The organism is Terribacillus saccharophilus (assembly GCF_002272745.1).
GTDB lineage: Bacteria > Bacillota > Bacilli > Bacillales > Amphibacillaceae > Terribacillus > Terribacillus saccharophilus_B.
Map to the genome: position 1 here is coordinate 268,972 of NZ_NPBD01000002.1, position 18,801 is coordinate 287,772.

The window sequence follows — 18,801 nt, forward strand, 5'->3', positions numbered from 1 at the left end:
CATGCAGAATCAGCATCTTGTAGACTTTCTTAACCAGCAGATAGCCAATGTGAGTGTACTTCACGTGAAACTGCAGCGTTACCATTGGTATGCAAAAGGTCCGTACGGTTATGTAATTGAGCAATATACCGAGGATTTGCACGAACAGCTGGATGATATAAAGAAATGCTTAGGTAAGCGAGTGCTTGCCATCGGCGGCAGACCAATTGCGGTTATGAGCAAATTCCTGCAGGAAGCTACTATAAAGGAAGCTCAGGCCGATGATGAAGATTATGAGGTAGTCAAGACAATGCGTCATGATTATAGCCAGCTGGCACAAGAGATCAAAATCACAGGCATACCGCTTGCGAAAAGGCAGGAAGATGATGCGACTGCTGGATTGCTTGTTAATATACTTGGCAAGCTGGAATACGAGGCGATCCGCTTGTCGAAATATCTAATTGATGCCGATCGATAAGCTGTGCGTAGCGCGCACGGCTTTTCGTTTATCTTTCTTAGCAGTGTTATGCTAAACTAATGACATGTTAAAGAAGGAGAATGACATGGACAAGCAGAAAGTAATCGTCATTGTCGGACCTACAGGTGTCGGCAAGACACAGCTGAGTATCGAGATTGCCAAGAGATATGGCGGAGAAGTGATCAGCGGCGATTCCATGCAGATTTACAGAAGCATGGATATTGGAACGGCAAAAGTAACCAAAGAAGAACAGCAAGGAATTCCGCACCATTTGATCGATATTCGTGATCCGGATGAGAATTATTCAGCTGCTGATTTTCAAATCGATGTAGAGGCTTGTGTTCAAGATATTGCAAGCCGAGGAAAACTGCCTATCATTGCAGGCGGGACCGGCTTATACATACAGGCAGCCCTTTATGCTTATGATTTTTCAGAAGCGAAACGAGACGACAGCTATCAGCAGAAACTGGAGCAGGAGGCCCAAACCCATGGCCCAGTGCATTTGCACAAACAACTGCAGGCAGTCGATCCAGTACAGGCAGAGCGCATCCATCCTAATAATGTCCGCCGCGTCATCCGTGCGTTGGAAATATTCCATCGTACTGGGAAAAGAATGAGTGATCACGAAGAAACAGAGCCAGATGCTCGTTATGATGCAACAATGATAGGTTTAGATATGGACCGTGACCTTCTTTATGAGCAGATAAATCTACGGGTTGATAAAATGCTTGCAGAAGGCTTGCTGGAAGAAGTCAAACGTCTGGTAGAAAGCGGGATTCAAGATACCCAATCTATGCGGGCAATCGGGTATAAGGAGTTTATCCCTTATCTGGAAGGGAAAATGGACTGGGAAGATACGGTTGACCAGTTGAAGCAGAACAGCAGGCGATATGCCAAGCGGCAATATACCTGGTTTCGCAATAGGATGCGTGTGGACTGGTATACAGTTACTCCTGCGACAAAAAATGAAAAATTTAGAATTATTTTAGAAGAACTTGCAGGAAAGCTGGAATAAAGGTAGAAATAGGAACCGTATAGAAATTAGGAGGGGAATAGATGTCTCAATCTGTTAATATTCAAGACCAATATCTGAATCAGCTACGCAAAGAACGTATGCAAGTCACTGTCTTCCTGACGAATGGCTTCCAAATCCGTGGAACGGTGAAGGCTTTTGACAATTTCACTGTATTGTTCGAAACGGAAGGTAGACAGCAATTAATCTTCAAACATGCGATTTCCACATTCTCCCCAGTGAAGAATGTATCGCTGGATTATAAAGAACAGAGCTAAATCGGAGCGAGCGCCATATGGCGCTCGTTTTGTTTTGTGGTTGTAAAGCGCGTGGTTGCTGAATAAAGTAGAAAAAGACCATTGGGCATTTGTCACGGCCTACCCGTCTTGAGCGTAGACTACAGCAGTGAGGGGTGATCATGTGGAAGCTCAAGTTACGAATGCAAAAGGGAAAATCAATATCGTCCTGAAAAACAGACAGCAGGAGACGGAACAGCTGCAAAGTGGAACTGTCAAGCGCGATATCGATCCATTCCGTCATATCGACCAGGAATTCTCCGCCTTCATCGGAATGGAAAAGCTCAAGAAAACAATCAAAGAAATTTATGCAAATGTCCATATCAGCGGGAAAAGGGAAGCAGCAGGGTTAAAACAAGAAAAGCAAGTGCTGCATATGCTGTTTGAAGGCAATCCCGGTACTGGAAAAACAACGGTAGCCCGCAAGCTTGCATCCGTCTTCCACGACATGAACGTGTTGGATAAAGGTCATTTTATCGAAGCGGAAAGAGCAGATTTAGTTGGAGAATATATCGGGCATACTGCTCAGAAGACGCGGGCGCTCGTCCAGCGTGCCATGGGTGGGATCTTATTCATAGATGAGGCTTACTCGTTGGCTCGGGGCGGAGAAAAGGACTTCGGCAAAGAAGCAATTGATACACTTGTTAAACATATGGAAGACGCCTCTAACCGTTTCATACTTATCCTTGCCGGCTACCCCAGGGAAATGGGGCATTTCATGAGCTTGAATCCAGGGTTGCGTTCACGGTTTCCTATCCAACTCGAATTTCCTGATTATAAATCTGAACAGCTGATGGATATCGCAAAAGGAATGTTTGCAGAAAAAGAGTACCAACTGACTAAGGAAGCAGAATGGAAGCTTAAAGAAATTATTGTACAGCAGAAAGCAAAACGGACAGCGGACTTTTCAAACGCCCGCTTTGTACGGAATGTCATTGAAAAGGCCATTCGGATGCAAGCGGTTCGGCTCGTGCGCCATGATCACCATCTGTCGACCGAAGAACTGATGAAAGTGACTGTCGCTGATTTAAATCAAGAAGAATGACAGTGTGTATTAATAGCTCAAGTGTGTGTAAAGCGCGCGTTTGAGCTTTTTTCTTTTGCCATGAACACCCATGATAACGTTATATACGGTATGCATAGCTGTAACTTGCTAGGGCACTATACTTAGTAAGGAGTGCAAATCATGGGAAATATACTGGAATTTCTTATCCGAACGGATGTGTGGATGGGGACTATCGTAGTTGTTCTTGTACCAGTCGGATTCACAGTGCTAAGCAACAAGTTGAAAGAGCTTCGTAAAAAGACACATAAACGAAAAGAGCAGCACTTCATTCAAAATTTTACATTATCACCAAAGATATCAGCAAATGTAGAACAAATTAAAGCGATTGTTGGGGACAGCTCTGATATCATTTTTCGTCAATTCAAGCTAGGGATGGATAATCGCAGCTGCAGTATTGTGTATATTGATGGGTTGGTTGATCAGCATTTGTTGCAACAGTCCATTCTTCACCCTCTCCTAAATACGAAACAAGTAAAATCAGGTTTGAACTTTTTCAAAACAGAAAGCATAAAGGATTTTCTGATGCTCCACACGATTGAGGTCAGTGATGTGAAAGTAGTGAAAGAAACAGATAAGATGGTTCGACAGCTTCTTTCTGGTTCTGTACTGCTTTTAGTTGACGGATTGGCTGAAGTTTTCGTCCTTAGCGTGAAAAAATGGATCTTACGCGGTATGGAAGAACCAATTACTGAAACGCTTGTAAGGGGTCCGAGGATGGGTTTCATTGAAAATCTTCGTGATAATACTGCTATGCTGCGCAGAATGACTACCGATCCGAATTTGACCTTTACAGATTTTGAAGTGGGAGAGAGAACGAAAAGGCAGCTGACGGTTACTTATTTGAAGGATATCGCTAACGAAAAGCTATTAGAGGAAGTAAAAGAGCGGATTAATAATTTAGATATAGATCATGCAGCTGAAACAGGTTATATTGAACAGCTGATCGAGGATGATTATTTGTCCATTTTTCCACAAGTACAATCAACAGAGAGGCCAGATCGCGTGATGGCGGCAATTTTGGAAGGAAGAATTGCCATATTGCTCGACGGCACTCCATATGCACTCATTGTGCCGACTACGTTCTCAATGATGCTCCAGTCACCGGAGGATTATTACGAGCGCTGGATTCCAATGTCGCTTATAAGAATGCTTCGCTATGTTGCAGCTTTTCTAAGTGTTTTCCTGCCATCTTTTTATATAGCATTCGTGTCGTTTCATCAAGGTTTGATACCTACAGACTTAGCGCTGGCAATAGCTGGGACGAGGATCGGGGTTCCGTTTCCGACAATTATAGAGGCTCTTCTAATGGAAGTATCGATTGAACTGTTGAGGGAAGCAGGTCTCAGACTTCCGAGGCCTGTAGGACAGACAGTCGGCTTGGTTGGCGCCCTGATCATCGGGGAAGCTGCTGTTCAGGCCGGGCTAGTCAGTCCGATTATGGTCATAGTTGTAGCAGCGACAGCAATCGCTTCTTTCGTCTCTCCACAGTATGGTGCGGGTATTGCGCTAAGAGTACTCCGTTTCCTTGCCATGTTTTCCGCTGCTTTCCTGGGTTTATACGGAATCAGTTTATTCTTCTTGGCTATTTGTGTCCATACGGTTAAGCTGAGGAGTTTCGGTGTGCCGTATATAACGCCGGGCACACTTTACAGCAAAGATGACTGGAAGGACTTTTTCCTTCGCATGCCTTTATTTACGATGAGAAAGCGACCGACTGAATATTTTCCAAAGGATCAAGTTAGAAGAAAGAAATACTAGGAGCTGCAGCACATGAAGATGGGGACAACTCGAATCACAACAATGCAAATGATAACATTGCTTTCCTCAACATTGATTGCTGTAGGTATCTTCACACTGCCTAGAACGCTGGCGATTGAAGTGGGAACGCCGGATTTGTGGATATGTATTCTAATAGGCGGTATCTGCGGTTATCTATCCTCTCTTATCATAGTATCTTTAAGTCTTCGCTTTAACCGGCTTACTTTTTTTGAATTTAATAAGCTGATTGTAGGTAAATGGGTAGGGACAATACTTAGCGTTTGTTTTATTGGATATGCCCTTTTGATCGGTTCATTTGAAATTCGTTCTATGGGTGAATTGACCCAGTTTTATTTGCTGGAAGAGACGCCAATTAGTGTCATTCTTATTAGTATGTACTGGGTCGCAATGTATTTGTTGGTAGGCGGCATCAATCCGATAGCTCGGCTGATTGAGCTGCTGACACCTATTTGTATAATTATTTTTATACTGGTGTTTGCTCTTGGATTCAAAGTGTTTGAATTCAATAACTTGCGGCCAGTGCTCGGATTAGGTGCAGCACCTGTCTTGAAAGGTCTAACACCCACATTCCTTACTTTCAGCGGATTGGAGTTCCTGCTCGTATTCATTGCCATGATGCAGAATCCTAAAGATGCTAAAAAAGTTGCCTTTTTCGGATTAGCCATACCAGTTTCCATTTATTTGTTCGCAGTAGTAGTCATTACTGGAGGGTTATCAGTAGAAAGGATGAAGCATCAAAAATGGCCGACATTTGCCCTCATACAAGAGTACGAATATGAAGGTATTTTGTTTGAACGTTTTGAATCACTATTTTTAGTCGTTTGGCTGATTCAGATGTTTACGACATTTGTTGTCTGTCAGTACGTGGCTGCAAAAGGAGTCTCTACGCTGACGCGTATTTCGTATAAAAAAGCGAACTATATACTTTTGGCTGCGGTTTACATCATTTGTTTAGTCCCTAAGGATTTGAATGAGTTAGAAAAAATGGGAACAATTATTGGCTGGACTAGCTTTGTCTTTTCTTTCATTGTGCCTGGGTTACTTCTGTTGATTGCGCTTGTAAGGAGGCTGAAGCAGGATGGCGAAACAAAAGATGAAACGTAACATTTTTGCAGGCCTTATAGTGCTGCTTTTCCTCTCTGGCTGCTGGGACAGTTCAGATATTGAAGATATGTCCTTTGTTATTGGCTTTGGATTCGATAGCAGTGAGAATGAAGAAACTCCTATTAAGCATACGACGCAGATTGCTGTTACAAAGAAAAAGGGGGAGCAAGCAGGGGCTCAACAGGGGAAAATGTATCAAGACATTACCTTGGAAGGAAATTCCCTGCATGATATCCTGCGCAGTATATCCCTGCAGCTGCCATATCCAGTTTATACGGATCATCTGGCATCTATCGTAATCAATCAAGAAACGGCAGAGAGATACGATCTTTCTATTTTGCTAGACCAAATCTTACGTGATAATGTGACGCGTCTAAGCCCAGTTGTGGTGCTAAGCAAGCAGCAAGCAAGCGACGTATTGGGTACGAATATAGAAGGGGAGATCCCAAGCAGCTACATCGGCAACATCTTTGACAATGAAACATCCACTATGAAAATGCTCCCGCCAGTGCGAGTCGGCGATATTGCTGCTAATATATCCTCACATGTCAGTTTTGTATTGCCGAATGTAACTAAGGAGAAAAATACTATTTTAGTGCACGGTGCAGGTGTCATAAGTGGAAAAAATAATAAACTCGTCGGTTATTTGACAGATGACGAGGTCCAAGGAATTAATTGGGTAACCGGAAAAGGGAAGGGTGGCTTGCTTAATTTCAAGGATGAAAAAGATAATACGATCATCTATGAAGTGCAGCATTATAAAACAAAGGTAGAGCCACTATACAAGGATGGCAGACTGGCATTTCGTGTGAAAGTAACGTCGCAGGGCTGGATATCTGAGGACTGGTCACAGTCATCTAATAATTTATCCGAACGCTATGTACAGAAGCTGGAGCATTTGGCTGAAAAAAAGGTTGTTAAGTTAATGGAAGACACGATGAAGAAGCTGCAAAATGAATATCAATCAGACGTTATTGAGTTTCATGACAGTTTCAGGATAAGTTATCCAAGGGATTATCAAGAGATGAAAAAAGATTGGGATAAGTATTTTGCAGATGCAGATGTGACGTATGATGCAAAGATAAAGATAATCAATACAGGAGATATGGTGAAGGATTGAACGGAAGACTGTATTTAGAAATGAAAGAGTATGTCAAGGTGCCAGTCAGACTGAGTAACTCATGATGCTAACTGACACCGCATCTAACTAGATGATTTTAGCTTTCGCAGAAATGCGAAGGCTTTTTCCTTGTCTGATAGGGTATAATGACATATAGAAAGGGTGACAGCATGGAACGTGTATTATTGATGGCAGTCCATCATCAGACTCAAACACTAGAGCGATTTCAATCTTCGCTTGATGAATTAGAAGCATTAACAAAAACAGCAGGAGGCGAAGTGGCAGGAATTGTCACGCAGAAACGGGAACGCCTGCATCCTGGTACTTATTTCGGATCAGGGAAGCTGGAGGAACTTGCAGAGCTAGTTGAGCAGGAAGAGCCGCTTCTGGTCATATCTAACGACGAGTTATCGCCGGGACAATTGAAAAATATCAGCAACAGGGTCGGCGTTCGGGTCATCGACCGAAGCCAGCTGATCCTTGATATATTTGCAACACGCGCACATACCCGTGAAGGTAAATTGCAGGTGGAATTGGCACAGATGCAATATTTGCTGCCTAGACTGTATGGACAAGGTACAGAAATGAGCCGTCTTGGAGCCGGCATCGGGACAAGAGGGCCTGGTGAGACCAAGCTTGAAACGGATAGAAGGCATATCCGCCGACGGATCGACGAAATCAAGCAGCAGCTGAAAGCAGTCGTCTCACACCGTTCTCGTTATCGGGAGCGACGTAAAGCGAATCAGGCTTTTCAAGTTGCTTTGGTCGGCTATACGAATGCTGGTAAATCGACAATCTTCAACCGGGTGACTGGAAACGACAGCCTAGAACAAGACCAGCTGTTCGCTACACTGGATCCAATGACGCGCCGTATGCGCCTTCCATCCGGTTTTCAAGCACTGCTTACGGATACGGTTGGATTTATCCAGGATCTTCCGACAGCGCTTATCGCAGCTTTCCGTTCAACACTGGAGGAAGTGACAGAAGCTGATTTCATCATTCATATGGTAAATAGTGCGCATCCAGATCATGAACAACAACAGGCTACTGTACTGAAACTGCTTAATGAACTTGGGGCTGATCAATTACCGATTTTGACAGTATACAATAAAGCAGACTTGCTTACGGAGGATTTCATTGCCAGTGCGCATCCATATGTCCAGATCTCTGCATTCAAAGAAGAAGACCGCAGACTTGTAATGGATAAAGTGCAGGAAATGATCCAGGAAGCAAGTGAATTTTATGATACAATCGTACCTGCCTCTGGCGGCCGTCTATTAGATAAGCTTGCACAGGAGACGATTTTAACAAAAAGGGAATACAACGAGGAAATGGATGCCTACGAAGTGAGCGGATATGTATTGCCGGATCATCCACTTTTCCATCAGTTGAAAGGAAAGAATGAAGCATGATAATCCAAACAGCAAGAAGAACAGAAGAAGAAACAAGCGGTCAGCGCGCTAGAGTAGATCGTATTGTGGAAGAAAATCAGAAACGGGTGATGGATGCTTTCCGCCATCAGCGTGTTAGTGACAGTCATTTCAACCCTACAACAGGATATGGCTATGATGACTTTGGACGGGAGACACTCGAACAAGTATACGCAGAAGTGTTCGGCGGCGAGGATGCCTTAGTCCGCCCGCAGATCGTTTCTGGTACACACGCGATAACTACTGCATTGTTCGGTGTTTTACGTCCAGGAGATCAGCTTCTTTATATAACTGGCAAGCCATACGACACGCTGGAAGGTGTCATTGGAAACCGAGAAGAAGATACAGGTTCATTAAAGGATTTCAGTGTCACATACGATGCTGTTGATTTGACAGAAGATGGTGCAGTTGACTATCCGGCTGTAGCAGCAAAGCTTTCCGAGAAGACGAAGGTGGTGGCAATCCAGCGTTCAAAAGGATATGCCGACCGACCTTCTTTTTCTGTTGTAGAGATTGGTGAAATGATTTCTTTCGTAAAAGAGAAGTATCCAGAAGCAATCATATTTGTTGATAACTGCTACGGGGAATTTGCTGAAACAGAGGAACCACTTCATGTTGGTGCGGATTTAATAGCCGGATCACTTATCAAGAACCCTGGTGGCGGTATTGTCCGTGCGGGGGGTTATATTGCTGGCCGAGCCGATTTAATCGAGTTGTGTGCCAACCGGTTGACTGCACCAGGTCTTGGAAAAGAGACAGGAGCATCACTTGGTATGCTGCAGGAGCTGTTCCAAGGATTCTTCCTTGCTCCACATGTGGTTGGAGAGGCGCTGAAAGGTGCCATCTTTACATCACGATTTTTAGAGCTGCTAGGATTTTCAACTTCACCGAAATTCGACAGCAAGCGTGTCGATTTGATTCAATCTGTGAACTTCCACTCAGCAGATCAGATGATTGCCTTCTGTCAGGCGATCCAGCATGCGTCTCCAGTTAACGCTCACGTGACACCGCATGCAGCGCCGATGCCTGGCTATGAAAGTGATGTTATCATGGCAGCCGGAACCTTTATTCAAGGTGCCAGTCTGGAATTGACAGCGGACGGACCGATACGCCCGCCATATACGGCTTTTGTCCAGGGTGGTTTGACTTATGCTCACGTGAAACTCGCTATTATGGATGCAGCTCAGAATCTATTAGAAAAAGGCTTGATATCAACTAATCAAGCATACTAAAAATTTTCATGTCAACTAAGCTAACACGTGTTGACATTTAAAATTACCTACGTTTATAATAGACGTAGAGTACATAAGGAAAGGGGATGGACGATAAATGAGTGACATAAATCGCCGATCTATGCCCTTGTTCTCTATTGGTATTGTAAAATCACTTACTGCATTAACAGCGAGACAAATCCGTTATTATGAAGACAACGGACTGATTTTCCCAGCAAGAACAGAAGGCAATCAGCGTCTTTTCTCATTCAATGATGTGGATAGACTGCTGGAAATCAAGGAATTGATCGATAAAGGAATCAACCTTGCAGGAATCAAGCAAATGCTGCCGTTCAGAGAGAAACCGACAGCAGAAATGCTTGAAACACCGATCGAACCGGAAATCTCTGATAAAGCACTAAGACAGATGCTGCGTCAGGAACTAATGGATACCGGCCGATTGGGCAAAGCTTCGTTACGTCAGGGAGAGTTATCACGATTCTTCCATTAATAGAGGAGGAGAAAGAATGGCGAAATTTACTAGAGAAGATGTAATCAAGATTATCAAGGAGGAGAATGTAAAGTTCATTCGTTTACAGTTCACCGACTTGCTTGGCACAATCAAAAACGTAGAAATCCCACTTAGCCAGCTAGACAAAGCATTGGATAACGAAATGATGTTCGACGGATCTTCTATCGAAGGTTTCGTACGCATCGAAGAGTCCGACATGAAGCTTTACCCGGACTTGGATACATTCGTTGTATTCCCTTGGACAAGTGAAAAAGGCAAAGTGGCGCGTTTCATCTGTGATATCTACACTCCAGAAGGAGAGCCATTCGAAGGCTGCCCACGTTACAACCTGAAGCGTAACATTAAGAAAATGGAAGAGCTTGGATTCAGTGCATTCAACATCGGTACAGAGCCGGAATTCTTCTTGTTCAAACTTGATGAAAAAGGCGAGCCTACTTTGGAATTGAACGATAAAGGCGGATATTTCGACCTTGCTCCAACTGACTTGGGTGAAACTACTCGTCGCGATATCGTTTTGGAACTGGAAGAGATGGGCTTTGAAATTGAAGCTTCTCACCACGAAGTGGCTCCAGGTCAGCACGAGATCGATTTCAAATATGCTGATGCATTGAAACATGCTGATGATATCCAAACATTCAAACTAGTAGTAAAAACAATCGCTAGAAAACACGGTCTGCATGCAACATTCATGCCGAAACCACTATTCGGTGTGAACGGTTCTGGTATGCACTGTAACATGTCTCTATTCAAAGACGGCAAAAACGCATTCTACGATGAAAGCGGCGAGTTGAAGCTTTCTGAAACAGCTTACCAGTTCATCGCAGGTACGTTGAAGCATGCAATTAACTTCACTGCGGTTACAAACCCAACAGTTAACTCTTACAAACGTCTTGTACCAGGTTATGAAGCACCATGCTACGTTGCATGGTCCGGTAAAAACCGCAGCCCGCTTATCCGTGTACCATCCGCTCGCGGAGCAAGCACACGTGTTGAAGTGCGCAGCGTTGATCCAGCAGCGAACCCATACTTGGCAATGAGCGTATTGCTTGCTGCAGGGCTTGACGGAATCAAGAACAACCTAGAAGCACCAGCATCCATTGACCGTAACATCTACGTGATGGACAAAGCAGAAAGAGAAAAGAATGGCGTAGCAGATCTTCCAGCTACACTATACGATGCTCTTGAACAGCTTAAATCTGACGATATCATCGTCGAAGCACTAGGTGATCACTTATTCGAACACTTCATCGAAGCGAAAGAAATCGAATGGGATATGTTTAGAACTCAGGTCCACCCATGGGAGCGCGAGCAGTACATGGAAGACTTTTAATTGAGGAAACCCTTGATACCACTGGTGTCAAGGGTTTTTCTTTGTGTGGGTGAATTGCAATTTTATTCGATAGCTGTTTCCCACCCACCAAACACCCGCACTTTTATTTACATAATTTCTTCTTAAATTCTTCATATGTATAAGGTTTGAGATTCTATAGTCTTAGAGATATGAGAGTATATAATCTCCATGTTCTTAAGACTCAAGTATTCTTGAATATACTTCATACTAGCGCCAGCTTCAAGCAACATTACAGTATGTGTCTGTTTTAAACCGTGAATAGGAATCGGGTCTATTTCTGCTCTTTTAAGTATTCGACTAATGCATTGAATAAGGTACTTTACGTTAACTGTGTACCGTCAGGACAACTACAAACATTTCTTTAGTAGCAAACCATGCTTCTGGTTTACTACTAAAACCTCTTCGTGGTTTTCCTTTTTTGTAATAAGATCCAGGTAATAGTAATGGAGTATTATTAGATGGAAGCAACAATTTGCAGAGTTGGACAAACGAAAGTGGTTTTGCATTAGTTTCATAAAAAAGGAGCCAAGCATGGCTCCTATCGGTTACAACGATAATTTTAATGAATCCAACACGGAAGTGGATGTTCTGAACCACCGCAATCAGAGACTAATGGTGTTATTTCTTTTCCAAATACAGGAGAGGAGAATACGAACACTAATCCAAGAGCTAATGTGATATTCAATAATTTCATCTTCATAGGTTCACCGCCTTTAATATGTTTTACTTACATCATAACAAATACTGGTAATAGGGAGGTTGATAATAGAACGACAAATAACTCTTTTGTCCGACAATACCCACCTTTAAAGCAATTAAGGGACAATTTAAAGAGCTGGTTGACGATGAAAGAAGTATGGATGACTATACCTGTCGTTGTTGTAGCATCTTGAAATAAAAAAAGAAAATCAGCTCGGAGAGTTAGAGCAATTGAATCAAGGGGAGGAAATAAAATTATACTGAAAGACTTGTTCGAACCTCAAGGCGGGCTTATGGAGAACATCGATTACAAAGACGAGGACAAGTCGGCAAAGGTGTTCTTGGCTATAGTCGAGCTAGGTGAATTTGCAAATGAATGGCATGGATTTAAGTATTGGAGTAAAGAAGAAACTAGAGTGCATTTAAATACATGCTAGCATTGTTGCTGGTAAGAGTTATGATAACCAACTCCTTGAGGAATACGTAGACACGTTGCATTTCATATTGGGATGGGGTATTACGTTGGACTACACGTTAGAGCATTCGCCGCCGTTAATATACAAAGCTAACACAGACATACAGACCGTATAAATGAGCTAATCGAACGACAGGATTTAATGAAGAACAAATCCGTACTGCCTACATTGGAAAGAACAGCGTAAACCACGACCGGCAGCAGTATAAGGGCAATTAATAAAACGGATGAACCTCGAATTTTGACGTTTTTCTCTACCCAGTAATGGTGACTGGCCATTGCAGTTATACTCAAGCTTTGTATGAAAGGTGGTTGCATACCTCTTTCCTAAAGTTTCTTGCGCTGCTCTTTCGATTACTGCCATTCATTCTCTGTGTTTTCTGCTTAAGTACGAACCCAGCAAAATAATGCTGCTTATTGAATGGATAAAAGTTTTCATTTGGGCTGGCACGCAAATAAGAAGAGATTCATGGAACATCAAAAGAAATACCTACGTATCTGATTCAGAGAATTGGCTTAGTGTGAATATGGATCAGCTGGGATTTTCATTAAAAATTAACTTGTTTTATACAAATATATGGTAAATTTAGTAGAGATATATCTAATGGGGAGAGGTAATGTCGTTGCGAAAGGTTCTTATCATGTCGCTGTCTCTTATTATAGTATTTGTCCTAAATTTTCCTAATGCTTCTTTTGCTGAGGAGGATGCAGATTCTGTTTTGATTGTATATAGCAATACGAAAGAAGATGAATTAAAAGATGTACGTATCTTGGAAACGTTAGTTGGTCAATTCAAAGATGATTATAGGGTAATCGAGGATGAAGATATAGCTCAAGTAGATCTAAGTGAATACGAATATGTTATTTATTTAGGAGCGGGGGAGAAAGTCTTGTCGGAGAATTTGCTGGAAGCTTTCAAAGATTACAAAGGTCCATTTTACGCTATTAATCATAATGCCGAGCAATTCAAAGAAAAGATGCCTTGGTTAAACATAAATGGGGAAGCCTTGGTTAATAAGGTAGAAGTCCCAGACAATAATGAACAGAACTTGGCAGAGGATCGCATTGTTTATGATGTGACAGGTAATGGTGCCTCTGTTTCCCTGGTCGGTAACAAAGTCAATGACAGTGGATTAGTTCCTTTATTGCTTAATGTTGATAACGTCTACTACTTTGCAGGACAAAATCTTTACAATCCCTTTGGTGAAATTATTACGCAATCATTTATCAATTTCTTCGGTGAAGAGAGGAAAGGAATAACAAAGTACTTGAGACTTGAAGATGTTCATCCTATGGTGGACCCTGGTCTATTAATGGACCAAGCTAAGTACTTAAAGGAGATGAACATTCCTTATATGGTAGCGGTAATACCTGAGTATACAAATAAAGGTAAAAAAGTCCATCTTGCTGATTCGCCCAAACTTGTGAAGACTTTAAAGTATATGCAGGACAACGGAGCTAGTATAGTGATGCATGGTTATAAGCACCAATATCGCAGCTCAGAAACAGGTGAGGGATTTGAATTCTGGGATGCTGAAAATGATCGTCCTATTTATCAGCCATCGGATGAAAAAGCCAAGCAGAGATCTGATTTTACGACTGATGCAGAATATGAAGCATTTGTAGCAGAAGGAGAAGAATACGAAAGAGCGTATATAGAAAATGCAATTGAAAGCGGAATAGAAGAGTTAGTAGCTCATGATCTCTATCCAGTTGCTTTCGAAGCTCCTCACTACGCTATTTCACAACAAGGTTATAAAATAGTATCAGAGCATTTTTCTTCTTATGTTGGGCAACTGCAGCTGACAGACCTAACATGGCAGGAAGAATACGTGCCATTATATGAATCACGTCCTGAATTTTTGCATGGTATGACTTTGTATCCGGAAACCTTGGGATACATTGAACAAGGCGATGGTAAAGCAATTCAGAAAATGCAAGATAAGATAGAGATTAGGTCAAAATACAACCAATCTTATTTATCTGCCTTTTATCATCCTTACCTTGGAATAGGCGGGCTTAAGGAAGTCGTTACGAATTTAAATGAAGTTGATGGAACTTGGCTTGATCTTAAACAACGGGACAATCTGGTCCAGGTAAACGATATCCGCATATCAACTGGAGGCGGAGAGTACCACGTGGAGAAGCCTTTCTTGGCTAGTGATTATGAAAGGAACTTGTTTATCAAGAAGACTGTAATATGGGTTATGCCAGTGTTATTGCTCGTTTTAACTGTAGCGATTTTCTTAATACGTAAAAGAAGGAAAAAAAGCCTAGTTCAAGTAGGAAGCGCCTCCTAATCTATCGTATAAAGACTCAAAAGGAAAGATATTAGTGAAAGTACATGATTTGATATCAACTCTTAAGAAAATAGGGGTTTGAAAAATCAAGAAGTTTTCGCCAATCATCATGTTATTTTATGTGATCAAGGATGGCAAACTATTTCAAAGATCAAGGAAGTTTTAAATGAATCTGGTGCTGAGTATTGGATACAGCTTACACAAACATTGAAAAAGATGTGATAAAAGAATTAAAATAAAACGCCAGGAGGTCAGCCTCCTGGCTGCCACCAGCCTGAAAGAGATAGCTGGTGGTTTTTGTTTGTACTAAAGGAGATGAGCTCATCCATGAATGAGCTTGTGCAAGATTATGAACGCAGGATTGTTTCTTTCGAAAAGAAGTTCGAGGAAATGAAAAATGGAATGCTTAAGATTGAGAATTCTGTGCTAGCTGAAGGCCGAGAACAACGAGCCATGTTACAGCTGGTTAAGTATTCATTTGATGATCGGCAGCATAAACGTGATAACATAACTAAACTGAAGCAAATTAGGTGGACAACCGTTTCCAGTATCCTCGGAACTGGCAGGGTTGTCTTTTTAAATATCCAATGGATATTGGGACATTTCTAAAAATGAAGGAATTCGGGGTATTGCAGAAAGAATTAATAATAACAAATACAGGAGAGGTGATGAAAAATGGAAGAAGTAATGACCTTTGCTTCAATCATCAGCCCAATTGTAATTGCTTTAGTGCAGCTTATAAAAAAAACTGTCACTGTAAACAACAGATACCTGCCTTTGATTAGCTTTTTAATCGGTTTTCTTATCGGCTTCCTTGCTTGGCCGTTCACTGAAGTAGATGTAGTCTTGCGCTTATGGGCAGGAGGATTTGCTGGTCTTGCAGCATCAGGGTTGTATTCATTAGGTAAAAAAACAATTTCAAATAACAATAGCGAAAAAGCCGCCTAATGGCGGCTTTTTTACTATAAATCGTATTGAGGAGTTAAAAGATATGATTGAATTTATTGGAAAATAGCCCTCCTAATACGGGAGGGAAAAGAGGCTGTTTTATAGCTTTCTAGCGAGCTTACCTGTAGCTTTTCCGTAGATTCCTCAACCAATACATTTTGATGTTTCTTTTGAATCTTTATTTATTGCATTAACCTCATTTTATATTTTTAACATCTTATAAAGTAAACTTGAAACTCAACTTATTCTCCTCCGTTGTTATCGTTGTATGGACAATGCTCCCTTTTCAGTGAAAGCTATTTTAACTTGGTATCACAGCTAACTTCGGAATACCAGAACCTTAGGAGAGATACTGATAGATTAGTTATCAACTGCATTCTTGATATGTTATAGGGGGATTCAACTCACCCCCAAAAAAGATATGATTTTAGTTTTATATAAAGAAGATATAACCGGATACCTCATTAAAATTCTGTTCCGAACACAACTTCACCCATGGCAACGCGATCAATACATGGAGAACTTCTAATACGTTGTATGAAAACCCCTGATACCATATAGTGTATAAACAAGTCTATAGCAATTGTATCAACATAACTTAAGAATATTAACCAAATGTATATTCATTTCATCAGCGGACTCTTGAAAATCACGGCGGTACCATTCGATAATTAATCCGATAATTGCATTTGAGGAATAGGAATATAAATAGTTTTCTTTAAGATGAGCCGTATATTTATCTTCAACAAGGATCGAGCGTATTTCGTCGAACAGCATGTAATAATACTCTGCAGATACTTCCTTAGATAAGATAATCCTATAAAATTCTTCGTATTTTTGAACATGATGGAAGATACGTACCGTTTTTGGGTCCAGTTTTTCTCTTTCAATATACTTTGTATGACGATAAGGTTCATTATAGGATTCTCTTAAATCCATCATAATTTCCTCGAAGAATTCCTTAAAGACATCTCCAACTTCTTGATAATGAAAATAAAACGTCCCTCGATTGATATTTGCTAGCTTGCAGAGTTCGGTTACTTTTATCTGAGGTAAAGGCTTCTTTTTTAGTAGATTTGTTAATGTAAGATGTATATTCTGTTTTGTTTTTAAGACGCGCAAATCATTTTTGTTCAAAATAAAACCCCTTTTATTAAACACTTTTTTTGATTTTGTACTATATAGTACAATTTAATTTTTTCTGCTGATTGAATGCGGTTACAATTATATATTATTATTTAATCGAACAATTGTATATTAACTATGGGGATGGATGATATGAGATTAAAAGACAAAGTTGCAATCGTTACAGGAGCGGCCTCTGGGATGGGGAAGGCAATAGCAGAGCTTTACGCAAAAGAAGGAGCAAGAGTAGTAGTTTCAGACTTTAATTTTGAAGGTGCCCAAGCAGTTGCTGAGACTATTAAGGAAAAGGGTGGCGCGGCAATAGCGAATCGCACTAACGTTGCTGAGTCAGCGGACTTAGAACAATTATTCTTTGAAACTAAGGAAGCGTTTGGTAAGTTAGACATTTTGGTTAACAATGCAGGTATCATGGATGGAATGGAGCCTGTGGGGGAGATTACGGATGAGAAATGGGATCGCGTCTTTGCTGTTAACACGACTGGTGTTATGCGTGCAATGCGTATTGCTACGAACATCTTCTTGGAACAAGGCCATGGCGTAATCGTAAATAATATCTCAGCAGGCGGGTTGCGTGGGGCACGAGCAGGGGCAGCATACACAGCTTCTAAACATGCGGTAACTGGATTGACGAAAAACACGGCATACATGTACGCTCAATCTGGTATCCGGTGTAATGGTATCGCCCCGGGGGGAGTAGAGACTAACATAAGTGCCTCTATGACAAATATCTCTGAATTTGGAGCTGGCCGCCAAATGACTGGTAACGGTACAATGCCGCGTGTGGGAAAACCAGCTGAAATCGCTCAACTTGCCGTTTTCTTAGGTTCGGATGAGTCAAGCTTTGTAAATGGACAAGTGATAGCGGCTGATGCGGGATGGATTGCATATTAATAGAGCATAGAACTTGTATAACAAAACCTGAGATCAGTTTCAGGTTTTGTTATTTATTCTGAGATTATAAGTATCTAGCTTCTTCTGCGTACTAAACGTTCTGCCTTTGTTCAGCCCCTCGGTGGAAATGGATCATTGTCATAAGAATCCCGTTCCGGAATTCTCCCATCCCTGCCGTGAATGAAATGTTCACCTTTAGTCTGCTTAGCTAGTTCTTTCCCATAAACCATTGCTTCTTTCTGCATGTCAAAACTCCCTGAAGCACGCTTTGCTCCTTCTTTCGTTACCTGCCAACTGCCATTTCCGTCTGGGGTAGAGTGATAGTTTGACAATATTTCACCTCCAGTAAATCGCTTAAAGTGTCTATACCACATATTAGATATGTTTAATGCAAGCTACTATATTAGAATTCAAACATATCAGTTCTCTAACTTGTCACTTATTTGTGAAACAATGTACAAACTTTTCAAGAAAGTGAAAGCCGATATGTGAAATAATAGAACTACAACAAGGAGGAGATCACATGCCCAAACTACGCGTTACCTTATTTCATGAAATACTGGAACAGTTAGAAGCAGACCAACTCCAAGGAACGAAAGCAAGAGAGTATCGATGTGCAGTAGGAACTTGTACACCATACGATGTCGTACACCACACGGAAGTGCTTCTGCAAGAAGGGTTCATCTCAGGTGTAGTGACAAACTCTAAGGATTACAGAGACGTTTTCATTGACGATATCTTGGTAAAAGGACATGAATTGTTAGCTTTGATGGGTAACCAGCGGATTCTAGGGGGTGCCAAGCAGCTGTTAGGGGAGACATACGAGAAAGCCACACCTGGTATTCTGCTTGAAGCATTAAATTTAGCAATGAACCAACATAAAATCATAAAAGAGGAGCTTGCCGTATAGGCTAGCTCCTTATTTTTACATTGTGTTTAGCGTTCTTTAAGATAATAATCGTCTATACTGTGTTGCTCTCTGCG

20 protein-coding genes and 1 pseudogene are annotated in these 18,801 nt (G+C 41.5%); 19 read left to right on the forward strand and 2 right to left on the reverse strand.

What is annotated here, in order from left to right:
- Window position 1 precedes the first annotated feature (1 nt).
- The 17 genes and pseudogenes from CHH58_RS03175 to CHH58_RS03250 all read left to right on the forward strand — a co-directional run bounded on the left by CHH58_RS03175 (window position 2) and on the right by CHH58_RS03250 (window position 15,780).
- On the forward strand, window positions 2–457 hold the full coding sequence (locus tag CHH58_RS03175; protein ID WP_095230240.1) for a Dps family protein: 456 nt from the start codon (window positions 2–4) through the stop codon (window positions 455–457).
- 85 nt (window positions 458–542) lie between these two features.
- Window positions 543–1,472 (forward strand): tRNA (adenosine(37)-N6)-dimethylallyltransferase MiaA, encoded by a 930-nt coding sequence (miaA, locus tag CHH58_RS03180; protein ID WP_095234297.1) that lies wholly within the window; start codon window positions 543–545, stop codon window positions 1,470–1,472.
- Between the two features lie 41 nt (window positions 1,473–1,513).
- The gene (gene hfq, locus CHH58_RS03185) at window positions 1,514–1,747 is read left to right on the forward strand and encodes an RNA chaperone Hfq (protein ID WP_038560416.1); all 234 of its coding nucleotides are present in this window, start codon (window positions 1,514–1,516) and stop codon (window positions 1,745–1,747) included.
- Window positions 1,748–1,889: 142 nt separating this feature from the next.
- The gene (locus CHH58_RS03190; RefSeq protein ID WP_141234992.1) at window positions 1,890–2,810 is read left to right on the forward strand and encodes an AAA family ATPase; all 921 of its coding nucleotides are present in this window, start codon (window positions 1,890–1,892) and stop codon (window positions 2,808–2,810) included.
- A 183-nt stretch (window positions 2,811–2,993) separates the two neighbouring features.
- Window positions 2,994–4,589 (forward strand): spore germination protein, encoded by a 1,596-nt coding sequence (locus CHH58_RS03195; protein ID WP_095262165.1) that lies wholly within the window; start codon window positions 2,994–2,996, stop codon window positions 4,587–4,589.
- Between the two features lie 12 nt (window positions 4,590–4,601).
- The gene (locus CHH58_RS03200; protein ID WP_095230244.1) at window positions 4,602–5,714 is read left to right on the forward strand and encodes a GerAB/ArcD/ProY family transporter; all 1,113 of its coding nucleotides are present in this window, start codon (window positions 4,602–4,604) and stop codon (window positions 5,712–5,714) included.
- Window positions 5,689–6,834 (forward strand): Ger(x)C family spore germination protein, encoded by a 1,146-nt coding sequence (locus CHH58_RS03205; RefSeq protein ID WP_095262000.1) that lies wholly within the window; start codon window positions 5,689–5,691, stop codon window positions 6,832–6,834. Before CHH58_RS03200 ends, CHH58_RS03205 begins: the two co-directional genes overlap by 26 nt.
- Before the next feature lie 170 nt (window positions 6,835–7,004).
- Window positions 7,005–8,246, forward strand: coding sequence for a GTPase HflX (gene hflX, locus CHH58_RS03210; protein ID WP_095230248.1), 1,242 nt, complete (start codon window positions 7,005–7,007; stop codon window positions 8,244–8,246).
- Complete coding sequence (locus CHH58_RS03215; RefSeq protein ID WP_095262001.1) at window positions 8,243–9,496, forward strand: aminotransferase class I/II-fold pyridoxal phosphate-dependent enzyme; 1,254 nt, start codon at window positions 8,243–8,245, stop codon at window positions 9,494–9,496. Before hflX ends, CHH58_RS03215 begins: the two co-directional genes overlap by 4 nt.
- Window positions 9,497–9,593: 97 nt before the next feature.
- Window positions 9,594–9,986, forward strand: a complete 393-nt coding sequence (locus CHH58_RS03220) for a MerR family transcriptional regulator (protein ID WP_038560431.1) — start codon at window positions 9,594–9,596, stop codon at window positions 9,984–9,986.
- 16 nt (window positions 9,987–10,002) lie between these two features.
- Window positions 10,003–11,337, forward strand: a complete 1,335-nt coding sequence (gene glnA, locus CHH58_RS03225; protein ID WP_095217735.1) for a type I glutamate--ammonia ligase — start codon at window positions 10,003–10,005, stop codon at window positions 11,335–11,337.
- A gap of 989 nt (window positions 11,338–12,326) precedes the next feature.
- Entirely contained in the window at window positions 12,327–12,494 is a 168-nt protein-coding gene (locus CHH58_RS03235) for a dUTP diphosphatase (RefSeq protein ID WP_095262003.1), read from the forward strand.
- Between the two features lies 1 nt (window position 12,495).
- Complete coding sequence (locus tag CHH58_RS18875; protein WP_430980826.1) at window positions 12,496–12,648, forward strand: dUTP diphosphatase; 153 nt, start codon at window positions 12,496–12,498, stop codon at window positions 12,646–12,648.
- A 22-nt stretch (window positions 12,649–12,670) separates the two neighbouring features.
- Window positions 12,671–12,751: pseudogene (locus CHH58_RS18880) on the forward strand (hypothetical protein); the annotation flags it as partial.
- Between the two features lie 404 nt (window positions 12,752–13,155).
- Window positions 13,156–14,832, forward strand: a complete 1,677-nt coding sequence (locus CHH58_RS03240; protein ID WP_170937507.1) for a DUF2334 domain-containing protein — start codon at window positions 13,156–13,158, stop codon at window positions 14,830–14,832.
- Between the two features lie 327 nt (window positions 14,833–15,159).
- Window positions 15,160–15,441 carry a hypothetical protein gene (locus tag CHH58_RS03245; protein ID WP_095262005.1) on the forward strand — a complete coding sequence of 94 codons (282 nt, stop codon included), beginning with the start codon at window positions 15,160–15,162 and terminating at the stop codon, window positions 15,439–15,441.
- Between the two features lie 66 nt (window positions 15,442–15,507).
- Window positions 15,508–15,780, forward strand: a complete 273-nt coding sequence (locus CHH58_RS03250) for a holin (protein WP_095262006.1) — start codon at window positions 15,508–15,510, stop codon at window positions 15,778–15,780.
- 588 nt (window positions 15,781–16,368) lie between these two features.
- Here CHH58_RS03250 and CHH58_RS03255 read toward each other — a convergent pair.
- A complete protein-coding gene (locus tag CHH58_RS03255) occupies window positions 16,369–16,917 on the reverse strand; it encodes a TetR/AcrR family transcriptional regulator (RefSeq protein ID WP_095262007.1) in 549 nt (182 codons plus the stop codon).
- 141 nt (window positions 16,918–17,058) lie between these two features.
- Here CHH58_RS03255 and CHH58_RS03260 point away from each other — a divergent pair, with 141 nt between their 5' ends.
- Window positions 17,059–17,817, forward strand: coding sequence for an SDR family oxidoreductase (locus CHH58_RS03260; RefSeq protein WP_095262008.1), 759 nt, complete (start codon window positions 17,059–17,061; stop codon window positions 17,815–17,817).
- A 110-nt stretch (window positions 17,818–17,927) separates the two neighbouring features.
- Here CHH58_RS03260 and CHH58_RS03265 read toward each other — a convergent pair whose 3' ends face one another.
- Window positions 17,928–18,149: a DUF2188 domain-containing protein gene (locus tag CHH58_RS03265; RefSeq protein WP_249275020.1), complete on the reverse strand. Its 222-nt coding sequence runs from the start codon at window positions 18,147–18,149 to the stop codon at window positions 17,928–17,930.
- A gap of 191 nt (window positions 18,150–18,340) precedes the next feature.
- Here CHH58_RS03265 and CHH58_RS03270 point away from each other — a divergent pair, with 191 nt between their 5' ends.
- Window positions 18,341–18,727 (forward strand): hypothetical protein, encoded by a 387-nt coding sequence (locus CHH58_RS03270; protein WP_095262010.1) that lies wholly within the window; start codon window positions 18,341–18,343, stop codon window positions 18,725–18,727.
- Window positions 18,728–18,801: the final 74 nt, after the last annotated feature.

Bases quoted from the DNA above. Each gene is read 5' to 3' on its own strand.
- glnA (WP_095217735.1), top strand. From the start codon at position 10,003: ATGGCGAAATTTACTAGAGAAGATGTAATCAAGATTATCAAGGAGGAG.
- CHH58_RS03260 (WP_095262008.1), top strand. From the start codon at position 17,059: ATGAGATTAAAAGACAAAGTTGCAATCGTTACAGGAGCGGCCTCTGGG.
- hfq (WP_038560416.1), top strand. From the start codon at position 1,514: ATGTCTCAATCTGTTAATATTCAAGACCAATATCTGAATCAGCTACGC.
- CHH58_RS03175 (WP_095230240.1), top strand. From the start codon at position 2: ATGCAGAATCAGCATCTTGTAGACTTTCTTAACCAGCAGATAGCCAAT.
- CHH58_RS03270 (WP_095262010.1), top strand. From the start codon at position 18,341: ATGCCCAAACTACGCGTTACCTTATTTCATGAAATACTGGAACAGTTA.
- CHH58_RS03245 (WP_095262005.1), top strand. From the start codon at position 15,160: ATGAATGAGCTTGTGCAAGATTATGAACGCAGGATTGTTTCTTTCGAA.
- CHH58_RS03215 (WP_095262001.1), top strand. From the start codon at position 8,243: ATGATAATCCAAACAGCAAGAAGAACAGAAGAAGAAACAAGCGGTCAG.
- CHH58_RS03200 (WP_095230244.1), top strand. From the start codon at position 4,602: ATGAAGATGGGGACAACTCGAATCACAACAATGCAAATGATAACATTG.
- CHH58_RS03195 (WP_095262165.1), top strand. From the start codon at position 2,994: ATGGGGACTATCGTAGTTGTTCTTGTACCAGTCGGATTCACAGTGCTA.
- CHH58_RS03220 (WP_038560431.1), top strand. From the start codon at position 9,594: ATGAGTGACATAAATCGCCGATCTATGCCCTTGTTCTCTATTGGTATT.
- CHH58_RS03250 (WP_095262006.1), top strand. From the start codon at position 15,508: ATGGAAGAAGTAATGACCTTTGCTTCAATCATCAGCCCAATTGTAATT.
- miaA (WP_095234297.1), top strand. From the start codon at position 543: ATGGACAAGCAGAAAGTAATCGTCATTGTCGGACCTACAGGTGTCGGC.
- hflX (WP_095230248.1), top strand. From the start codon at position 7,005: ATGGAACGTGTATTATTGATGGCAGTCCATCATCAGACTCAAACACTA.
- CHH58_RS03205 (WP_095262000.1), top strand. From the start codon at position 5,689: ATGGCGAAACAAAAGATGAAACGTAACATTTTTGCAGGCCTTATAGTG.